This window comes from Fulvivirga lutimaris (assembly GCF_009711525.1).
GTDB classification, from domain to species: domain Bacteria; phylum Bacteroidota; class Bacteroidia; order Cytophagales; family Cyclobacteriaceae; genus Fulvivirga; species Fulvivirga lutimaris.
Window position 1 is genome coordinate 1 of the sequence record NZ_SMLV01000347.1, and the last position, 17,288, is coordinate 17,288.

Genomic DNA, 17,288 nt, shown 5'->3' on the forward strand with positions numbered 1-17,288 from the left:
CTATAGATTATATTACATTAGAAATACCAACTATGAATCGCATAACAATCAATACAAAGCTATACTATCTGCTGACCCATGCAGATGGTGAAGTCCACAAAAAGGAAGAGGAGATGGGCGACAAGATGATGTGGCACATGTCTATGAACAAAGACAAGTTCTATGCTCAGATTGACGAGCTAAGCATGTACGATCGGGAGATCATTTTTGATGATTGTATTAAGGAGCTGAAAACCTTTGATAAAAATGATCAAATCAACTGTCTTGCCTGGATGTGCCTCATAGCCAATGCCGATGGTTTTATGGATAAAAGTGAGTGGGATTTAATTTACAAAATTTACCATAAGTACCTTTCTTTAAATCTTCCAGAAATAACTGCTCGTCAGAAGGAGTTGCATAAGTTTATTCAGCAATATGCTAACATTCCTGATTCATCTAAAAACGAGCCTAGAGACCCGACTAAAGTAAAAAACGAGCCATCAAAACCTACTAAAGTAGAAGTTAAAACTAGTCCAGCTACTGATAAGCCAAGATTATCATTTCCAATGTAATCAGTATTGGGACTTGCCAAACCATTCTTTGATTACACCCTCAGCTTGTTTGTTTTGGGGTGTAAATTCTTTGCACTCAATTCCTCCAATTGTTCCATGGTTACTGTGCCATTTCCAAACAAAACCACCGGCAAACCAATCTTCCTTCCAGAAAGCATCAAAAGTAGCATCAAAGGCGTTGGCCTGAGCCTGATGGTTAACCGCTAAGGTATCCTGATCATATTTCCAGTGTCCATCTGCTGTAAAATCTACACTTTGAAAACCGAATTCTGTAAATAAAACAGGTTTATCATATTGTTTTGATAATTTCTGTAACTGTTTCTTATTTTCTGTCCAGCTTTCAATTAATTGATTTCTAGAAGGTGTTTTTTCCTCACTTATTGGAAAGTAAGCATCTACACCAATATAGTCCAGTTGATTCCAAAAGGTAACATTCTCAAAATTATCCCAGTTAGCAGCATAAGTAACCTTGCCTTTATAAACCTGCCTAACCTTCTTAATCAAGCCTTCCCAATAAGCTGGTCTTTGCATCACTGCCTTTCTAAACTCTGTGCCAATGCAAAATAATTCAGCATTTACAGAATCAGCCATTTTCGCATAAGCCAGTATATAATCAGTGTAGCTGTCTTCGAAGGCGTCCCATTTTTCTTCATTTTCCAACTCAAAATCTCCAGCCCATCCCTGGCCTCTAACCCAGACATGAGGTTTAACCATAGATTTAATATTCATCGCACGAGCCATTTCAATGGTTTTGGCCGCGCCATAGATACTCTCACCCCAATGTTGTCGTGTATGGTTAAAATGAACTTTACCCTCTTCTGGGCGTGTAAAAGCATAGGGGATGACTGCCATCCAGCCGGTATTTATTTTTTGAAGCGGCATTAACACATCTGCGGAGATCTCGTTTCTAGGAGCTACAAAACTGACACCATTGATTTTGGTTTTAGCGATAGGCTCTTTATTGAATGACAATAAACCTATCACCATAACTCCAACTAAAATTATTGAGAGAAATACCTTTTTCATTGATTCAGTTTGCGATCTCTTTTGAAGAACAATACTATAAAAGTAGGTAATAAAGTTAAATCAATTATTAGCGCGAATATTAATGTCAGACTTATCAGCAATCCTGTAAAGAACGTACCTCCAAAAGAGGAGAGTATGAGAATTAGAAAACCCCCGGATAGAATAATACTCGTCACGATAATGGCTTTACCCGTGCTTAAGTAAGTTCTTTTTAGTGCATATATTAATGACTTTCCTTTATCCAGCTCCAGCTTTAGCTTACTGGTGAAATGGATGGTATCATCTACTGCTATTCCAAATGCAATGGTGAAAACTATAGATGTAGACAGCTTAAGTGTAATTCCAAAAATGCCCATGATACCAGCAACCATCATTAAAGGAATAATATTAGGAATGAGTGTAATCAGCACCATGCGAAATGATCTGAACAGCAGCCCAGCAATTAGTGCCACTACTGCAAAGGCAATACCTAATCCTTTCATCATATTTTCGGCCAGGTAGCGGTTGTTTTTATCAATTAAATTGGATGTGCCTGTTAGAACAAAGTCCACATCTTTATTTGCAATGGTTCGATCAACAAACCTTCTAAATTCAGCATTTCTTTCTAAGCTAATAGCACTTCCAATATCATCGATCCAGCCAGTGATTCTTCCGGTTCTCTCTCCGTTAGCAGTTAATTTACCTTCTAAATCCCCTTTAATCCTTATTCGTTTCAATGGGCGCTCGATAGCCTTCCATTCTTTGGTGCCTTCTGGCAGAATATATTCATCAGTTGATCCACTATTAACGGCTTGATTCAAGGCTTTAAGTACACTATTTGAACTTCTTAGACCACCAACTTCATGACTTGACTTCAGATATTCACTGACTTCTTCTATTTTACTTGCAACCTCTGGGCTGAATACCGTTTTGGAAGAATCTTTAACTTGAACTGCCACTTCAAACGGCCTCGATCCACCTAGTTTTTGATCAAAGAAATTGAAACTCACTTTTAACGGGTGGTCATTTGGGAGATCTTCTATTAGATATGTGTTAACGACAATCTGATTGATTCCATAAACAGAAATCAAGACTAATGCTGCGCTGGATACCAGAACAGTAGTTTTGTTTTTCATTACCCCCAAAAAGCACCTGCCCAGCAATTTTATCCATGATGTTTTATGAGCTACCTTAACCGAGATGGAAGGTGCCGGTAGTAGCAACATGCAGGAGGGTAGAAGGGTGAAGGTTACCACAAATGCAATGACAACACCTAGTGCTGTATAAAGTCCAAACTCCTGAATGGGTCTTATACTCGCTGTGTAGAGGGTTAAGAAACCTACCGAAGTGGTTAGTGATGTAAGAAAGGTTGCCATACCAACTTCCTTTGCAGCAGTCTTTATTGACTGTATTTTATTATCGCCATTTCTGAGGTTCTCAATGTACTTGGTTTTTAAATGAACTACATCAGACATACCAACAACGAACATGATGGTGGGTAGCAGACCCATTAGTATATCCAAAGATTTACCGGTTATGGCCATAAAGCCAAGTATCCATATAGTTGATACAGATACGATGAGTAACGGAATAACAATGCCCCACCAATTGCGATAAGCCAGCCCAAGAAATAGAATGACCAATACAACAGATGCGCTAATGAAAGTCATCAACTCTTCTTGAATCAAGCCAATGAAGATACCTTGGGCATAGGTTTTTCCTGCGATGTGATACTGTTCAAATTCTGATTGCTGTAAAAGAGTCTGAATGATTTCTAAAAACTGATCTGTAGTTTCCTTACTGGTAAAATTAATATGACGGATAACTAATACAGTTGATTTTCCATCATCAGAGACTAAAGAGCCAATGAAATGAGGCTGTTTGTAAAGTCTCGTACTATCTGCCTCAAGTCTAGCTGGCTCAGATGGGTGAACCAGAGGAATGTTGAATATACCTGCTTTTGATATAATTGGCAGTTCAATATTTGTAATAGAAACAACAGATTGCACTTCAGCCAATTTTTCCAGACTATCAGTTAAGTATTTGACTTTTGTGAGCAGGTCCCGTTTAAAAACCCCTTGGTTATTTTCTATGCCTATAAGTAGATAGTCATTATCATTTTCAAACTTGGTGCTGAAGTCTTTGTAGAATTCAAGTTCGGGATCATCAACAGGAAAGAAATCTTCGAACACATAATTAAACTTGAGACTCGTTAATTGACTTATAGATAGGACAGTGATTAAAAGAATAAATAGGATGGTGCTGACTGCAAGTTTTTTGGTCATGAATGAAAGTTTCTAGTCAGCTAACAGTATTGTTTTAATAAGTGTTTGATAAGTATTTTATCTGCTGCGACAAATTTCAAAATTTTGTCCGTGAATGATGCTTATTAATTTATATTTTTGAAGAACCACTACAATTACTACTCATATGAAGCAATATCTCGATTTGATGCAGGATATTTTGGACAATGGTGTTCAAAAAGGAGACAGAACAGGAACAGGTACCATCAGTGTTTTTGGAAGACAGCTTAGATTCGATCTTTCAAAGGGCTTTCCATTAGTGACTACTAAAAAGCTTCACATCAGATCTATTGTTTATGAGTTGTTGTGGTTTTTGAATGGTGACACTAACATTAAATACCTAAAAGATAATGGAGTATCCATTTGGGATGAGTGGGCTGATGAAAACGGTGAATTGGGTCCGGTGTATGGGCACCAATGGCGTAGCTGGCCTACACCTTCTGGAGGCACTGTTGATCAGATAACTCAGGTTTTAAATCAGATTAAGAACAACCCAAATTCCAGAAGACATATTGTAACGGCATGGAATCCTTCTGAAGTGGATAAAATGGCCTTGCCTCCTTGTCATGCATTATTTCAGTTTTATGTAGCCGATGGTAAATTGTCATGTCAGTTATACCAACGTAGTGCTGACTATTTTTTAGGCGTTCCATTTAATATAGCATCTTATGCATTGATGGTTCATATGTTTGCACAGCAATGCGATTTGGAGCCTGGTGAGTTTGTGTGGACAGGAGGGGACGTGCATTTATACAACAATCACATTGAGCAGGCCAATACACAATTGTCCAGAGAGCCGTTTGAGTTGCCTCAATTGGTGATTAAGAGAAAACCTGATAGCTTATTTGACTACAATTTTGAGGATTTTGAGATTGTTAACTATCAGGCACACCCAACTATTAAAGCTCCAATAGCTGTTTAATATCTTCAAAAAGGGGGTTATTGGTTAAGTAGGAGTTATTATCGATGGCTTCAATAATTCCTATTTCTGCAACATTAGTGGTAAAGATGAAATCAGCTGCTAGCAGTTCTTCCTTTTGAGCCATTACTTCATTGAGTATAATGCCCTTTGCAGTGATCATGTTCATCAAATGCTGGCGCATAACCCCAGCAACACAACCACTTTTAAGATTTGAGGTGTAAAGTTGATTGTCTTTTACCCAAAAGATATTACTGGATACACATTCAGAAATGTAACCATTGCCATCCGTTAAAATTAGCTCATCCAGTTTACTGTTCTTTCGCTCAATGGCAGCCATAGTGTAGGGCAGGGCACTAATAGTTTTTAATGCTGAGTAAGAATGATAGGCTAATTTTACATTTTTAGAAAACGCTGCTTTTTCAATAATCCTGATGGTTGGCTTATTGCACGGTCTGGAGCTAATTAAAATATCGGCCTTTTCAGATCCTGAATAATAGCCCTGCTGACTTTCACTTCCTCGCCAGACCAGAACTTTCGCTCTGTTAAATTCCTGTGTGCCATTAGCTTCTATTACTTCCATGATTTTACTTTCAAAGTCAGCTAATGATAAGTCCAAATTCAGGGAGAGTGATTTGATACCATGCCTCAGCCTGTCATAATGTAACTTAAGCAAGGGTATAGAGGTCTTATTGGCAATTATTGTTTCAAAAAGACCGTCTCCAAACTGTATTGCCCGATTATCTAAGCCAATGGTAAGGCGGTCATCAATTATGTTATCGTTCAATAATGCTTTCAATGATTCTAAAATAGGAATAAAAATACCTTGGCATGGCATTTTTGAGTTTTACAATGAATATTAACCATTTATAATTAAAGCTTGTCCGAGTTGTAAAATTATAGCTAATATTGATACCGTAAAATAAGGGAGAACTATGGCAGAAAAAAGCAGTGTATTTGATATGATAGGACCAATTATGATTGGGCCTTCTAGCTCGCATACTGCTGGTGTTGTACGCATTGCTCGTGCAGCTATTAGAGTGTTAGGTAGTAAACCTACAGAAGCTGTTATTACATTTTACAATTCTTTTGCACGGACTTATGAAGGTCATGGTAGTGATAGAGCTATTATTGCTGGCTTGTTGGATTACAAGACTGATGATCCAAGAATTAAAAACGCCTTTGATCATGCTGAGAAGGCCAATCTTCAGTTTACTTTCAAATCTGTAGGTAATGCATCAACCATGCACCCTAATACCATTAAGCTTAACCTTACTAATGGTGATAAAAAAGTAGAAGTGATAGGGCAAAGCAAAGGGGGTGGAGTGATTAACATTGCTGAGGTTGATGGTTTTGACGCTGACTTCTCTGCAAACCTTCACACACTGATTATAAAAGCAGCCGACACTAAAGGTAGTATTGCCAAAATTGCTAATATTCTAAATCATGATGATTGTAATATAGCCACCATGTCAGTTTCAAGAAAAGGAAAGAATGATGTAGCCTGTTTGGTGATTGAGATGGATTCTGGTCTCAGGCCCTTATCACTGGAATACCTTAAAAGCCTTAAGTGGGTAATAGATGTGATCTACATCCCAGATATTGATTTATAAAATGATAAATAAACTATTGAATGAAGTATCTTAAATTATTGATATTCATATTGTTAGGCTCGTCTACTGCTTATGCGCAGGAGACTGTAGAGTGGACATTGCAGGAATGTGTGGAATACGCACTGGCCAATAACCTGACAGTAAAAAGAAGTGAACTCAACTTAAAAAGTTCTGAGGTATCGCTGAAACAATCTAAATATAACATGTTGCCTTCTGTTAATGCCAGCGGCTCATATGGGTATAGTTGGGGTAGGTCTATTGACCCAACCACTAACCAGTTTGTTGATAATCAGCGTATTGCATCTTCTAATGCTAATATAAACGCCAGCGTAACGCTGTTTAATGGCTTTAGAATTCAGAATAATATTAAGTCAAGTGAGTTCGCTCAGGAGTCTAATGAGCTTTACCTTGAGGATTCTAAAAACAATGTAACATTTAATGTTATTAGTTTTTATACCAATGTATTGTTTACCAAAGAGCTTTTTGAAAATGCTAAAAAGCAATTAGAGTCAACTGAGCAGCAGGTAAAGCTTACTGAAAGTAGAGTGAATGCTGGTGCATTACCAAGAGCGAGTTTACTTGATTTGCTAGCACAAAAGGCAACTAACGAGCTGAATGTGGTAAATCGTGAGAATGATTATTTAAATGCCAAAATTCAGTTGAAGCAAGCATTACAATTGCCCCCTGAAAATCAGATAGATATTGTTGTTCCTGAGTTGGAAGCTGAAATTGTTCCTTTGGTGGATGTAACTGCCATTGAAATCTATAACATCGCATTGAATGAGCAGCCTAATATTCAGGCGGCAAAGTTCAACACGATGAGTGCTGATTATGCTGTTAAATCTCAACGTGGTAACCTTTATCCTACATTATCATTGAATGCAGGGATGAACACCAGGTATTCAGATGCGGCTCAACAGCCAGTTGCTTTTGAGAATGTTACTATTCCAGATCCAAACGGCTCAGGTAATGATGTGCAGGTTTTAAATACCTTGGTGTATTTAAATAACGGAGCTCCTGATTTCTTTATCACTCCCGCACAATCGCCTACAGATTTTGAAACCATTGGGTTAAGTACTCAGATTGACAACAACCTTGGTAAATACATCACCTTGAATTTGAACATTCCAATATTCAATGGTTTCTCGGCAAGGAATAATATCCAAAGATCAGTCATTACGAATCAGCAGGCGGAGATTACTGAGACAGAGACAAAATATCAATTGTGGCAAACTATAGAGCAGGCGTATAATAATGTTCAGGCTGCAGCAAAATCTTATAATGCTTCGCTTACGCAAGTTGAAGCTCGCGAAGAGTCTTATAGAGTGACTAAGCAGCGTTATGACAATGGTGCGGCAAACTTTACTGACTATCAAATAGCTGAAAACGATCTATTTCAGGCGAAATCAGATCTTTTAAGGGCTAAATATGACTATATATTCAAACTCAAAGTGTTAGATTTTTATCAGGGGAAACCTTTAGATTTTTAAGAAATGGCAAAAAAGAAGAAATCAAATAAGTGGTTATACTATGTAATAGGAGCGTTTATCGTTCTTATCATCTTTGTTGTGATTGGCAGATCAGCAGGATGGATAGGTAAACCAAAACAAACTGAAGTAGAAGTAGCAATGGCTAAGAAAGTTACCATTGTGGAGAAGGTAAGTGCTTCTGGTCAGGTTCAACCTGTATTGGAAGTTAAGCTAAGTCCAGAGGTTTCTGGTGAGCTCATTGAGCTTAATGTTGAAGAGGGTGACCCTGTTGAAAAGGACTTCGTATTGGCTAAAATCAGACCTGACAATTTTATTGCTGCTGTAGAGCAGTCAAGAGCTTCTTTAAATACACAACGTGCTAACCTGGCCTCTTCCAGAGCAAGCCTGTCACGCTCAAAAGCTACTTTCACCAGAGCTGAGCAGGACTATAATCGTCAGAAGAAACTGAAAGATGAAAATGTTATTTCTGAAGCTGATTGGCAGCTTGCTGTACAGAACTATGAGGTAGCAAAGAATGACCTGGTATCTGCAGAAGAATCTGTTGAAGCCGCTAAGTTTATTGTAAAAAATAACGAAGCACAGTTATCTCAGGCACAAGAAAACTTGAGAAGAGCTACAGTTAAATCTCCAATGACAGGTACGGTTTCTAAACTTAATGTTGAGCAGGGTGAGACCGTATTAGGTACTCAGCAGTTTCAGGGAACGGAAATGATGCGTATTGCTGATCTGAACCAGATGGAGGTTCGAGTTAATGTAAATGAGAATGACATTATAAGAGTTGCTTTAGGTGATACTGTGTTAATTGATGTAGACTCTTACAGTCACTTGGAGAAGGAGTTTAAGGGGATTGTTACTTTGATAGCTAATACGGCAAATGATAAAGCTTCTGCTGATGCAGTTACTGAGTTTGAGGTGAAGATTAAGATATTGAATTCTTCTTATAAAGACCTGATCAAGGAAGGTAATAAATATCCTTTCAGACCGGGTATGACGGCCAGTGTTGAGATTATTACTGAAAGAAAGAACAACATCCTTTCCGTGCCATTGTCATCAGTTACAACCAGAAAGCCTGGAGATGACAAGAAGTTTGGTAGAGGCGGTGATGATGAAGAGGAGAAACCGAAGCAGGCCAGCAATGCTCCTAAAGCTGAGGAAGAAGTTAAAGAGGTGGTTTTTGTGAACGAAGAAGGAGTGGCTAAGATGCGTGAAGTTAAAACGGGTATTAGTGATTATGAAAACATCGAGATACTGGAAGGTATCAAAGAAGGTGAGGAGATTGTTTCAGGGCCATTCCTGGTAGTGTCTAAGCGACTTTCTGATGGTGATGCAGTAACTTCTAAGAAGGAGAAAGGTAAAGAGGATGATAAGAAAGAAGAGGAAACTGATGACGAATAGTTAGTCTTGTAAATAATAAATCTTAAAAGGTTCAGGTGTTTTACTTGGACCTTTTTTGTTATCCTTGAATTCAAAATTGGATGTTAGAAACAGATGAGGATTATAAAAATCTACATGATATGTATGCAACTGGGACTTCTTTGGTTTCTTTTGACATCAGTATTTGAACTTGTGCTTTATAACGAACCTCTTGATTTTTTTGAGTTTAGAAAAGAAATAGCTCAATTAAGGATTCAAGAAAATCTTAACAGGAATTCCAAAACTCTCTGGGTTACATATGATGCAAATGGTATGACCTACAAAAGTTTTAAGGAAATCAAATTGAATCAGTATAAAAATATATTTGAGCCTGAGAATAATGTGATAATATATTACAACCTTAGTTATCCTGAGTACTTTTACATTGATGGATTGAAAAATAGAAAAACCTATTATTTTTCATTTTTCTTCTTTCTTGCACTAAACGTTCTTTGTTACAAGTTTATTCAAGGTCTTGATAGGAGAATTTCTAGGTACTCTCCCAGGATAAGCCAGAAAAAAGTGAGAGTTAAAAATATTAAAAAATGATTGCGGATCAAGTCCGCTATGACAGCAGGTTTTGTTATGACGGCCAGAGAACCTGCCTTTGTCGGCAGACAGGCCGGAATCTTCAAAGGCGTCACTGCGAGGACTGTAAGAACGTGGCAGTCTAAGAATTAATAGAGATTACTTCGTTCGACACTCTCCCTCGTAATGACGGACTGTTAAAAACTTGCCTACCATCTTTATTACAATTATTTTCACAGGCGAATTAAATAGACTACTTGCAAAAGATTCTGATCATACAAACGGCTTTTTTAGGAGATGTGGTTTTAGCCACAGCACTCATTGAAAAGTTATCTGATTACCACCCAGAAGCGGAGCTTCATTTCTTACTCAGAAAGGGTAATGAAGGCATTTTAAAAGGGCACCCTAAGATCAAAAAACTGTGGATTCTGGACAAATCTAGAAAGTTTGCCAGTATGTCTGAAATCGTCAAAGGCCTGCGTAAAGAACATTTTGATCTCACCATTAACTTACAGCGGTTTTTATCTTCAGGAGTGATTGCTTCATTGTCAGGAGCTAAGAAAGTGGTGGGGTTCAAAAAGAATCCAATGTCGATGCTCTTTAGTGAAAAGTTCGATCATCAAATAGAACCTGATGGCACGGTGCATGAGGTGGAACGCAACCAGCAGTTGATTGCTGATATCACAGATGATAAAGCTTCAAGACCAAAGGTTTATCCCTCAAGGGAAGATTTTGAGAAGGTAGAAGTTTATAAATCAGAAGATTTTATAACCATCGCTCCGGCATCTGTTTGGTTTACCAAACAGTGGCCAAAGGAGAAATGGATTGACTTTATCAATGATCTGCCTTTACAGTTGAAGGTGTATCTAATTGGTGCACCTGGCGATTTAGAACTGTGTGAAGGGATTATTCAACAGTCAAAACATAAAAATATTGAGAATTTGGCTGGAAAGCTTTCTCCTTTGGCCTCCGCTGCTTTGATGCGCGATGCCGCCATGAATTATGTCAATGATTCTGCGCCTCTTCATTTTGCTTCGGCAATGAATGCGCCTGTGAGAGCTGTTTTCTGCTCTACGGTTAATGGATTTGGTTTTGGGCCATTGTCAGATAATGGCATGGTCATCAATATTAATGAACCACTAAGTTGCAGGCCTTGCGGTTTGCACGGTCATCGCGCATGTCCTGAAGGTCATTTTAAATGCGCTTTATCGATAACTTCTGATCAACTTTTAGAAGCTTTACCAAAATGAGTGAAGAACTGAAGATTTCTGGTGTTGTAATCACCTTCAATGAGGAAGAGAACATTGAAGAATGCCTTCAGTCGATGCTCGATGTTATTGATGAGATAATAGTTGTGGATTCTTTCTCAACAGACCAAACAAAGACAATAGCAGAAAAGTATGGCGTTAAATTCATTGAGCATGCCTTTGAAGGGCATATAGAGCAGAAGAACTATGCCATTAGCCAGGCCAAACATGATTGGGTACTTTCATTAGATGCTGATGAAAGGCTTTCTGAAAATCTTCAGTCCGTAATCAAGCTTCTCAAAAAAGATGGAGCTAAGGCCGATGGTTATAGATTCAATCGCCTTAATAATTACTGTGGCAAGTGGATAAAACATTGCGGATGGTATCCTGATACTAAAATCAGGCTGTGGCATAAACAAAAAGGGCAGTGGGGAGGAGTAAATCCACACGATACTGTAGTGATGGATGAAGGGACTACGGTAAAAGCCATTAAAGCGGACATTTTGCATTTTACATATAGAAGGATGGAGGATCACATTACGCAGATGAACAAGTTCTCCACTATAGCTGCTGAAGAAGATCATAAAAAGGGTAAAAGAACGATAGTGGTTTTACACCTGATGATTTATCCTTTTCTTAATTTCTTAAAGAATTATATTATCAGATTAGGGTTTTTAGATGGCTATGCAGGCTATCTGGTGTGTAAGAATGGTGCTTACTATCGTTTTTTAAAATACGCTAAGCTGAGGAATTTGAATAGACTGAAAGGTTAGAATTGTCCATCGTCATGTCGAATGAAGCATAGTGAAATGAGACATCCCAACCAATGTGAATACATTACAATAGGGGACTTCTCACTACATTTCATTTCGTAGCGAAGTGACGTTTGGTGTTGATTATTTCCTCGCAGAAAGAATCATTGTTTCGCCAAACAGCAATGATTTACCAAATAGATCAGACACAATCTCCTTGTTTACTTTCTTTTGTTGTGGGTCTTTTTCTTCTTTTCCAAAAACAAACTTGGTTGCTAACCAACTGAAAGGAGCGAAGATCATGTATAACCAACTGATTCCTTTTACCCTGTTGGTTGTTACTTTATTGATTTTGAAACCTGAGGTATGCAAAATATACCGCATCCTCTGATAAGACATCATATTGATATGGTGCAAAGGAGTTGGCTTGTTTTCGTTTAGTGGAGTTTTGCACTTATTGTGATGACTAGTCCAAAACCAGCGCCATCTCGATCTAAGAGCATTGATATTTGGCGTTGATATAATAACTCTACCTCCCGGCTTTGTTATTCTATAACATTCTCTAATAAAGTCGAAAGGCCTTTCTAAATGCTCTATGCCATCAATACAAACAACAGCACTGAAGAAGTTGTCATCATAAGGCAGCGTGTGGTTCATATCAGCAACGTTGAAATTCTTATTTTCAACCATCATGATATTTTCAATATCACCAGAGTGAACATTGATACCTTTCTCCAATAAGCGTTGAGTAAATGATCCTGATCCTGAAGGAATATCTAGCACATTATCTAGTTCCTTTTCCTCCAGTAGAATTTGTGCAACCACATTATGGGTGTTTTTAGATGTGTTTTCAGGTATTTTAACGCTCATAAGAAATTAATTAAGCGGTAAAGATATAAAGATAATTTGATTGCTAAATTTGAACGATGCGAATACTCCATATCAGTAGCGAAAAATCATGGCGAGGCGGAGAACAGCAGATAGCTTATCTGCTCGATGAGACTGCAGAGGCAGGTGTGAACAACGAAGTGCTGTGTCGTGAAGGATCATCTTTCGAGTTGCATTGTAAAAAATATGAAATTCCATATCATGCCGTCTCATTTAGTGGGGTGCAGCTATTTTCCACGGCCTTCACATTGAAGAGACTTGCCGAAAATTTTGATATCATTCATGCTCACACTGCCAAGGCTCATTTGCTTTGCTATTATGCTCTATCGTTGGGAATGACCACTAAAGTAGTAGTCTCAAGAAGAGTAGATTTTGTGCCTAGTTCATCATTTTTCACCAGGAAACGCTATAATCATTTAGGCATTAGTAAATACCTATGTGTGTCAAAAGCCATTGAAAATATAATGAAGTCTTATTTAGACGAAGGTAAAGACAGGTGCACTACGGTTTATAGCGGTGTTGATCTCAAAAAGTTTGGTCAAGATTGTGATGATGATCTTCATAGCGAATTTGGTCTAGATAAGAGTCTAAAACTAGTAGTGAATACTTCTGCACTGGCTGATCACAAAGATTATTTCACCTTCCTTGACACTGCCAAAATCATTTCAGATAAGCGCAGTGACGTACATTTTATAGTTTTTGGTGATGGGCCAATGAAGGAGGAAATAATAGCATATGCTCATAATCTGAATTTAGATAGGGTTGTAACTTTTGCTGGATTCGTGGACAATGTGCCATCGCTATTACCGCATGCTGACGTGTTTTTAATTACTTCGAAAACTGAGGGCCTAGGAACTTCAATCATTGATGCATTTGCTTGTAAAGTGCCAGTTATAGCCACCGCAGCTGGTGGTATTCCTGAACTAGTGGAAGATCATAAGACTGGGTTATTAAACAATGTAGGTGATTCTGCGAGTCTGGCCGATAGCATTGATGAGTTATTGAATAACGATGAGTTAGTAAATAAATTAACTGCGGCAGCTACAGTTAAACTTCAGAGATTCACCAAGGAAAATACAGCTAAGGCTACTATGGCTGTTTATAAAGAGCTAATTGAAAACTAAACAGCGTAGGGCAGCAGTGCCTGATAAACTTTCTGAACAGGAAGGCCCACAACATTAAAATAAGAGCCTTCTATTCGCTCAATACCAATCATCCCAATCCACTCCTGAATACCATAGGCACCGGCCTTGTCAAAGGGCTTGTAGTTTTCTATATAGTAATTGATCTCCTCATCAGTAAGTGCCTTGAAAATCACAGTAGTAGTATCAGAAAAGGTGGAAATATCATCTTTCGTAACTAAAGCCACTCCAGTCATTACCTCATGGCTTCTTCCAGACATAGACTTAATCATATCAAAGGCCTCATTGTGATCTGCTGGTTTTGCCAAGATTTTATAATCCACGATTACTACCGTGTCTGCGGTGATCACAATTTCATCATTAATGAAGTTTTGAAATGCCTTAGCCTTGTTACTTGCAATATATTCTGCCACCTGATGTACTTCCATGTCAGCAGGAAATGACTCATCCACATCCATGGTTTTTATGCTGAAATCAAAGCCAGCTTCTTTTAATAACTGACTTCTTCGTGGTGATTTAGAAGCAAGAATGAGGGGGCGACTTAAATTCATCTTCTTTGATTGAGCTAAATAAATAACCACAAATTACTTTAGGGTAGAAATAGGTAGACTTTTGAGGCATAGTAAACCCACTATAACATACCTGTTTCACATCCTCCATAGATATGTCATTGGTAATAATGGCCATTTGAGCTTCATTTGTAATCACTTTTGCCAGACAGTCGCTGAAGCTACGATCAAACTCTAATATCGATGATGCCCTTTGATCTTTGCCAGGTATACCAAGGCATTTCTCAATTATGAAATAATGCATGACAGTAAGATCCAGTGCTTTAATTGCATCTGGAAATTGCCATGACATAGTATCTATCATCTCGGGCTTCAGTCGCACTTTGATAGCAAAATCCTTGAATAAAAGGCCAAAAGCCCATTGTTTACCCAAAATGATTTCGTTGATACTATGAGCCTCTTCCACAGGCTTGATGATAAAGTACTCTTCAAGTTTCTTTATAAGATCATTAGGCGAGAAGTTGTCTAATCCTTTTATTACTCTGTGTGTTGGCAATATTCTTAAATCATCTGCTTCTGTATTGGTCAGAAACATCAGGTGGAAGTTATAACCTTCATCACCAGTGTGATTAGGGTTATTTTTCATTCTTTCCTGTCTGTACAACATAGAGCCTTCATAGCGGTGGTGGCCATCTGCTAGTATGATCTTTTTATCTTCTATGACTTTGAGGAATTTCTTAATGACTTCCACATCATGGATCACACTCAATACATCTCGCACACCCTGATAGTCTTCAGTCTCATACAAAGGATGTAGCATGCTTTCATCCATGTATTGCTCTAACTCAAAGTTTTCATCAGTATATAAGCCATGTGTTGGACTTACATTAAGTTCAGTCTCTGTAAGAATATCAATTCTGTCATTAACAGAGTGAGGGATAGTGTTTTCGTGCCTAAGGATAATGTTCTCATCCCAATGATAGGCTCTTATATTGCAAATAAAGCCTTTTCTACAATACTCACGCTGACTTCCTGCAAGTGTGAAATACTGGTAATAAACATAAATGCCAGGTAAAGCATCATGCTGAATTACGCCTTGATTCTTCCATTGTTCCAATGTGGTCTTTGCGCTTTTGGCAGCGTGTTCACCTTTTGGAACAGATAAATGGATAGAATTATGTGGATTCTGATATAGTTTATCGCGTTGCTTTTGAGATACTACATCAAACAACGGAGACGTTATCTCTTCAAGGTCTTTAGTAAGGTCTTCATTATACCGCCATGCGCGTAATGGTTTTATTTCTGCCATTATAATATTATCTCCACGCCCTTTTTTTCCACTTACTTTCAGCTTTAACAGCGCTGTTGCTACTGGAAGTTTTAGCCTTTTTAGTTTCAAAAATATGAGCAGCTAACATAGAAGCAACGTGCTCCTCATCTTTCGTCATCGCCAGATTGAGATACTCTGGCTTAAAGTGCTCATCTACAAATTTGGTATCAAATTTACCTGATCTAAAGGCTTCATGATTACAGACAAACTTTCCGAAAGCCAATGTGGTTTCTATACCCACAATTTCATATTCATCAATAGCTCTCAATATCCTGTCTATTGCTTTTTCTCTGGTGTTAGCATAAACCGTCATTTTAGCGATCATCGGATCATAATAGATGGGAATATCCATTCCTTCTTCAAAGCCATCATCTATTCGTACTCCTGGTCCTTCAGGACGTCTATAAACGGTAAGATTACCAATGTCCGGTAAGAAGTTGTTAGCAGGGTCTTCTGCATACACACGAAGCTCTATAGCATGTCCGGTGAAGGTAAGTTCTTCCTGTTTGAAAGGTAAAGCTTCACCTTCAGCGATTTTTATTTGTTCTTTTACAAGATCAATACCTGTAATTTCTTCTGTTACAGGATGTTCCACCTGTAAACGTGTATTCATTTCCAGGAAGTAGAAATTCAGTTCATTATCAACAATAAACTCAACTGTTCCAGCACCATAATAATTACAAGCCTTGGCTACACCAACAGCAGCTTCACCCATGGCTTTACGCACTTCAGGTGTTAGGCAAGAAGAAGGAGCTTCTTCAATTACTTTCTGATGCCTTCTTTGAATTGAGCATTCTCTTTCAAATAAATGAACAATATTACCATGTTGGTCCCCTAAAATCTGAAATTCTATATGCTTGGGAGAGGTAACAAACTTCTCAATAAATACAGATCCATCTCCAAAGGCAGATTTTGCCTCACTGATGGCCCTATTCATCTGCTCTTCAAAGTCAGCTTCCTTTTCAACAATACGCATTCCTTTTCCACCACCACCGGCACTTGCTTTTATTAAGATAGGGTAGCCAATTTCTTTCGCTATAGTTTTAGCCTCTGGAATATCATCGATAGCTTTTTCTGTACCTGGCACCAATGGCACATCATATTTGGCCACTGCGGCCTTTGCTGCCAACTTACTGCCCATGGTTTCGATGGCTGACGCTGATGGTCCAATAAATATCAATCCGTTTTCTGCTACTTTATTGGCAAAACCAGCATTCTCTGATAAAAAGCCGTACCCAGGGTGAATAGCATCTACTTTAAGGTCCTTACAAACCTTAATAAGTTTGTCCTGATCAAGGTAGGAACTAGCAGAAGCCGGTGGACCGATGCATACAGCTTCATCAGCATAACGAACATGCAAAGCGTCTCTATCGGCTTCACTAAACACTGCTACAGTGCTTATACCCATCTCTTTGGCTGTTCGCATTATTCTTAATGCAATTTCACCTCTATTGGCGATTAATATCTTCTTGATTTTTGGCATGGGAAAGGCTTAAAATAATGTCTCACAATGCTAAATAATTATTTGTTAAAAACTAAATCTGAGAATTATTAAAAGCAAAAGCACTTTTGATAAAACACTTTATTAATGTTAAGTT

General features: G+C 38.2%; 16 protein-coding genes. 9 read left to right on the plus strand and 7 right to left on the minus strand.

The annotated features are described in order from the left end of the window. Nucleotides 1-551 (plus strand): TerB family tellurite resistance protein (locus tag E1140_RS08335; protein WP_221412660.1); only part of this gene is annotated, 551 nt, incomplete at its 5' end. Here E1140_RS08335 and E1140_RS08340 read toward each other — a convergent pair. Next, entirely contained in the window at nucleotides 552-1,577 is a 1,026-nt protein-coding gene (locus E1140_RS08340; RefSeq protein ID WP_155181625.1) for a glycoside hydrolase family 113, read from the minus strand. Then, a complete protein-coding gene (locus tag E1140_RS08345; protein WP_155181628.1) occupies nucleotides 1,574-3,841 on the minus strand; it encodes an efflux RND transporter permease subunit in 2,268 nt (755 codons plus the stop codon). The genes E1140_RS08340 and E1140_RS08345 overlap by 4 nt, the downstream gene beginning before the upstream one ends. A gap of 145 nt (nucleotides 3,842-3,986) precedes the next feature. Between E1140_RS08345 and thyA the strand changes: the two genes are divergently transcribed. Next, nucleotides 3,987-4,781, plus strand: coding sequence for a thymidylate synthase (thyA, locus tag E1140_RS08350; protein ID WP_155181631.1), 795 nt, complete (start codon nucleotides 3,987-3,989; stop codon nucleotides 4,779-4,781). On the opposite strand, the gene E1140_RS08355 is transcribed toward thyA, so the two are convergent. Further along, nucleotides 4,759-5,565 carry an aminotransferase class IV gene (locus tag E1140_RS08355; RefSeq protein WP_185153490.1) on the minus strand — a complete coding sequence of 269 codons (807 nt, stop codon included), beginning with the start codon at nucleotides 5,563-5,565 and terminating at the stop codon, nucleotides 4,759-4,761. The two genes, thyA and E1140_RS08355, sit on opposite strands and share 23 nt — an antisense overlap. 148 nt (nucleotides 5,566-5,713) lie before the next feature. Here E1140_RS08355 and sdaAB point away from each other — a divergent pair, with 148 nt between their 5' ends. From sdaAB to E1140_RS08385, 6 genes are all read left to right on the plus strand, one after another. Beyond that, nucleotides 5,714-6,391 (plus strand): L-serine ammonia-lyase, iron-sulfur-dependent subunit beta, encoded by a 678-nt coding sequence (gene sdaAB / locus E1140_RS08360; RefSeq protein WP_155181637.1) that lies wholly within the window; start codon nucleotides 5,714-5,716, stop codon nucleotides 6,389-6,391. 20 nt (nucleotides 6,392-6,411) lie between these two features. Continuing rightward, nucleotides 6,412-7,881 carry a TolC family protein gene (locus E1140_RS08365; RefSeq protein WP_155181640.1) on the plus strand — a complete coding sequence of 490 codons (1,470 nt, stop codon included), beginning with the start codon at nucleotides 6,412-6,414 and terminating at the stop codon, nucleotides 7,879-7,881. Between the two features lie 3 nt (nucleotides 7,882-7,884). Then, the gene (locus tag E1140_RS08370; RefSeq protein WP_155181643.1) at nucleotides 7,885-9,276 is read left to right on the plus strand and encodes an efflux RND transporter periplasmic adaptor subunit; all 1,392 of its coding nucleotides are present in this window, start codon (nucleotides 7,885-7,887) and stop codon (nucleotides 9,274-9,276) included. A 93-nt stretch (nucleotides 9,277-9,369) separates the two neighbouring features. Further along, nucleotides 9,370-9,843 (plus strand): hypothetical protein, encoded by a 474-nt coding sequence (locus tag E1140_RS08375; protein WP_155181646.1) that lies wholly within the window; start codon nucleotides 9,370-9,372, stop codon nucleotides 9,841-9,843. A gap of 236 nt (nucleotides 9,844-10,079) precedes the next feature. Continuing rightward, nucleotides 10,080-11,072, plus strand: a complete 993-nt coding sequence (locus E1140_RS08380; RefSeq protein WP_155181649.1) for a glycosyltransferase family 9 protein — start codon at nucleotides 10,080-10,082, stop codon at nucleotides 11,070-11,072. Continuing rightward, nucleotides 11,069-11,842 (plus strand): glycosyltransferase family 2 protein, encoded by a 774-nt coding sequence (locus E1140_RS08385; RefSeq protein ID WP_155181652.1) that lies wholly within the window; start codon nucleotides 11,069-11,071, stop codon nucleotides 11,840-11,842. The genes E1140_RS08380 and E1140_RS08385 overlap by 4 nt, the downstream gene beginning before the upstream one ends. Nucleotides 11,843-11,965: 123 nt before the next feature. Here the strand turns inward: E1140_RS08385 and E1140_RS08390 are convergent, their stop codons facing one another. Beyond that, entirely contained in the window at nucleotides 11,966-12,691 is a 726-nt protein-coding gene (locus E1140_RS08390) for a class I SAM-dependent methyltransferase (protein WP_155181655.1), read from the minus strand. A 56-nt stretch (nucleotides 12,692-12,747) separates the two neighbouring features. Between E1140_RS08390 and E1140_RS08395 the strand changes: the two genes are divergently transcribed. Beyond that, complete coding sequence (locus tag E1140_RS08395) at nucleotides 12,748-13,833, plus strand: glycosyltransferase family 4 protein (RefSeq protein ID WP_155181659.1); 1,086 nt, start codon at nucleotides 12,748-12,750, stop codon at nucleotides 13,831-13,833. Here E1140_RS08395 and E1140_RS08400 read toward each other — a convergent pair. From E1140_RS08400 to accC, 3 genes are read right to left on the minus strand one after another with little or no spacing between them, the layout of a single operon-like run. After that, nucleotides 13,830-14,402, minus strand: coding sequence for a Maf family protein (locus E1140_RS08400; protein ID WP_155181663.1), 573 nt, complete (start codon nucleotides 14,400-14,402; stop codon nucleotides 13,830-13,832). The genes E1140_RS08395 and E1140_RS08400 overlap by 4 nt on opposite strands. Continuing rightward, nucleotides 14,368-15,669 carry a DUF1015 domain-containing protein gene (locus E1140_RS08405; protein ID WP_155181669.1) on the minus strand — a complete coding sequence of 434 codons (1,302 nt, stop codon included), beginning with the start codon at nucleotides 15,667-15,669 and terminating at the stop codon, nucleotides 14,368-14,370. Before E1140_RS08405 ends, E1140_RS08400 begins: the two co-directional genes overlap by 35 nt. Nucleotides 15,670-15,676: 7 nt before the next feature. Beyond that, a complete protein-coding gene (gene accC, locus E1140_RS08410) occupies nucleotides 15,677-17,173 on the minus strand; it encodes an acetyl-CoA carboxylase biotin carboxylase subunit (protein ID WP_155181666.1) in 1,497 nt (498 codons plus the stop codon). Between the last annotated feature and the right edge of the window lie 115 nt (nucleotides 17,174-17,288).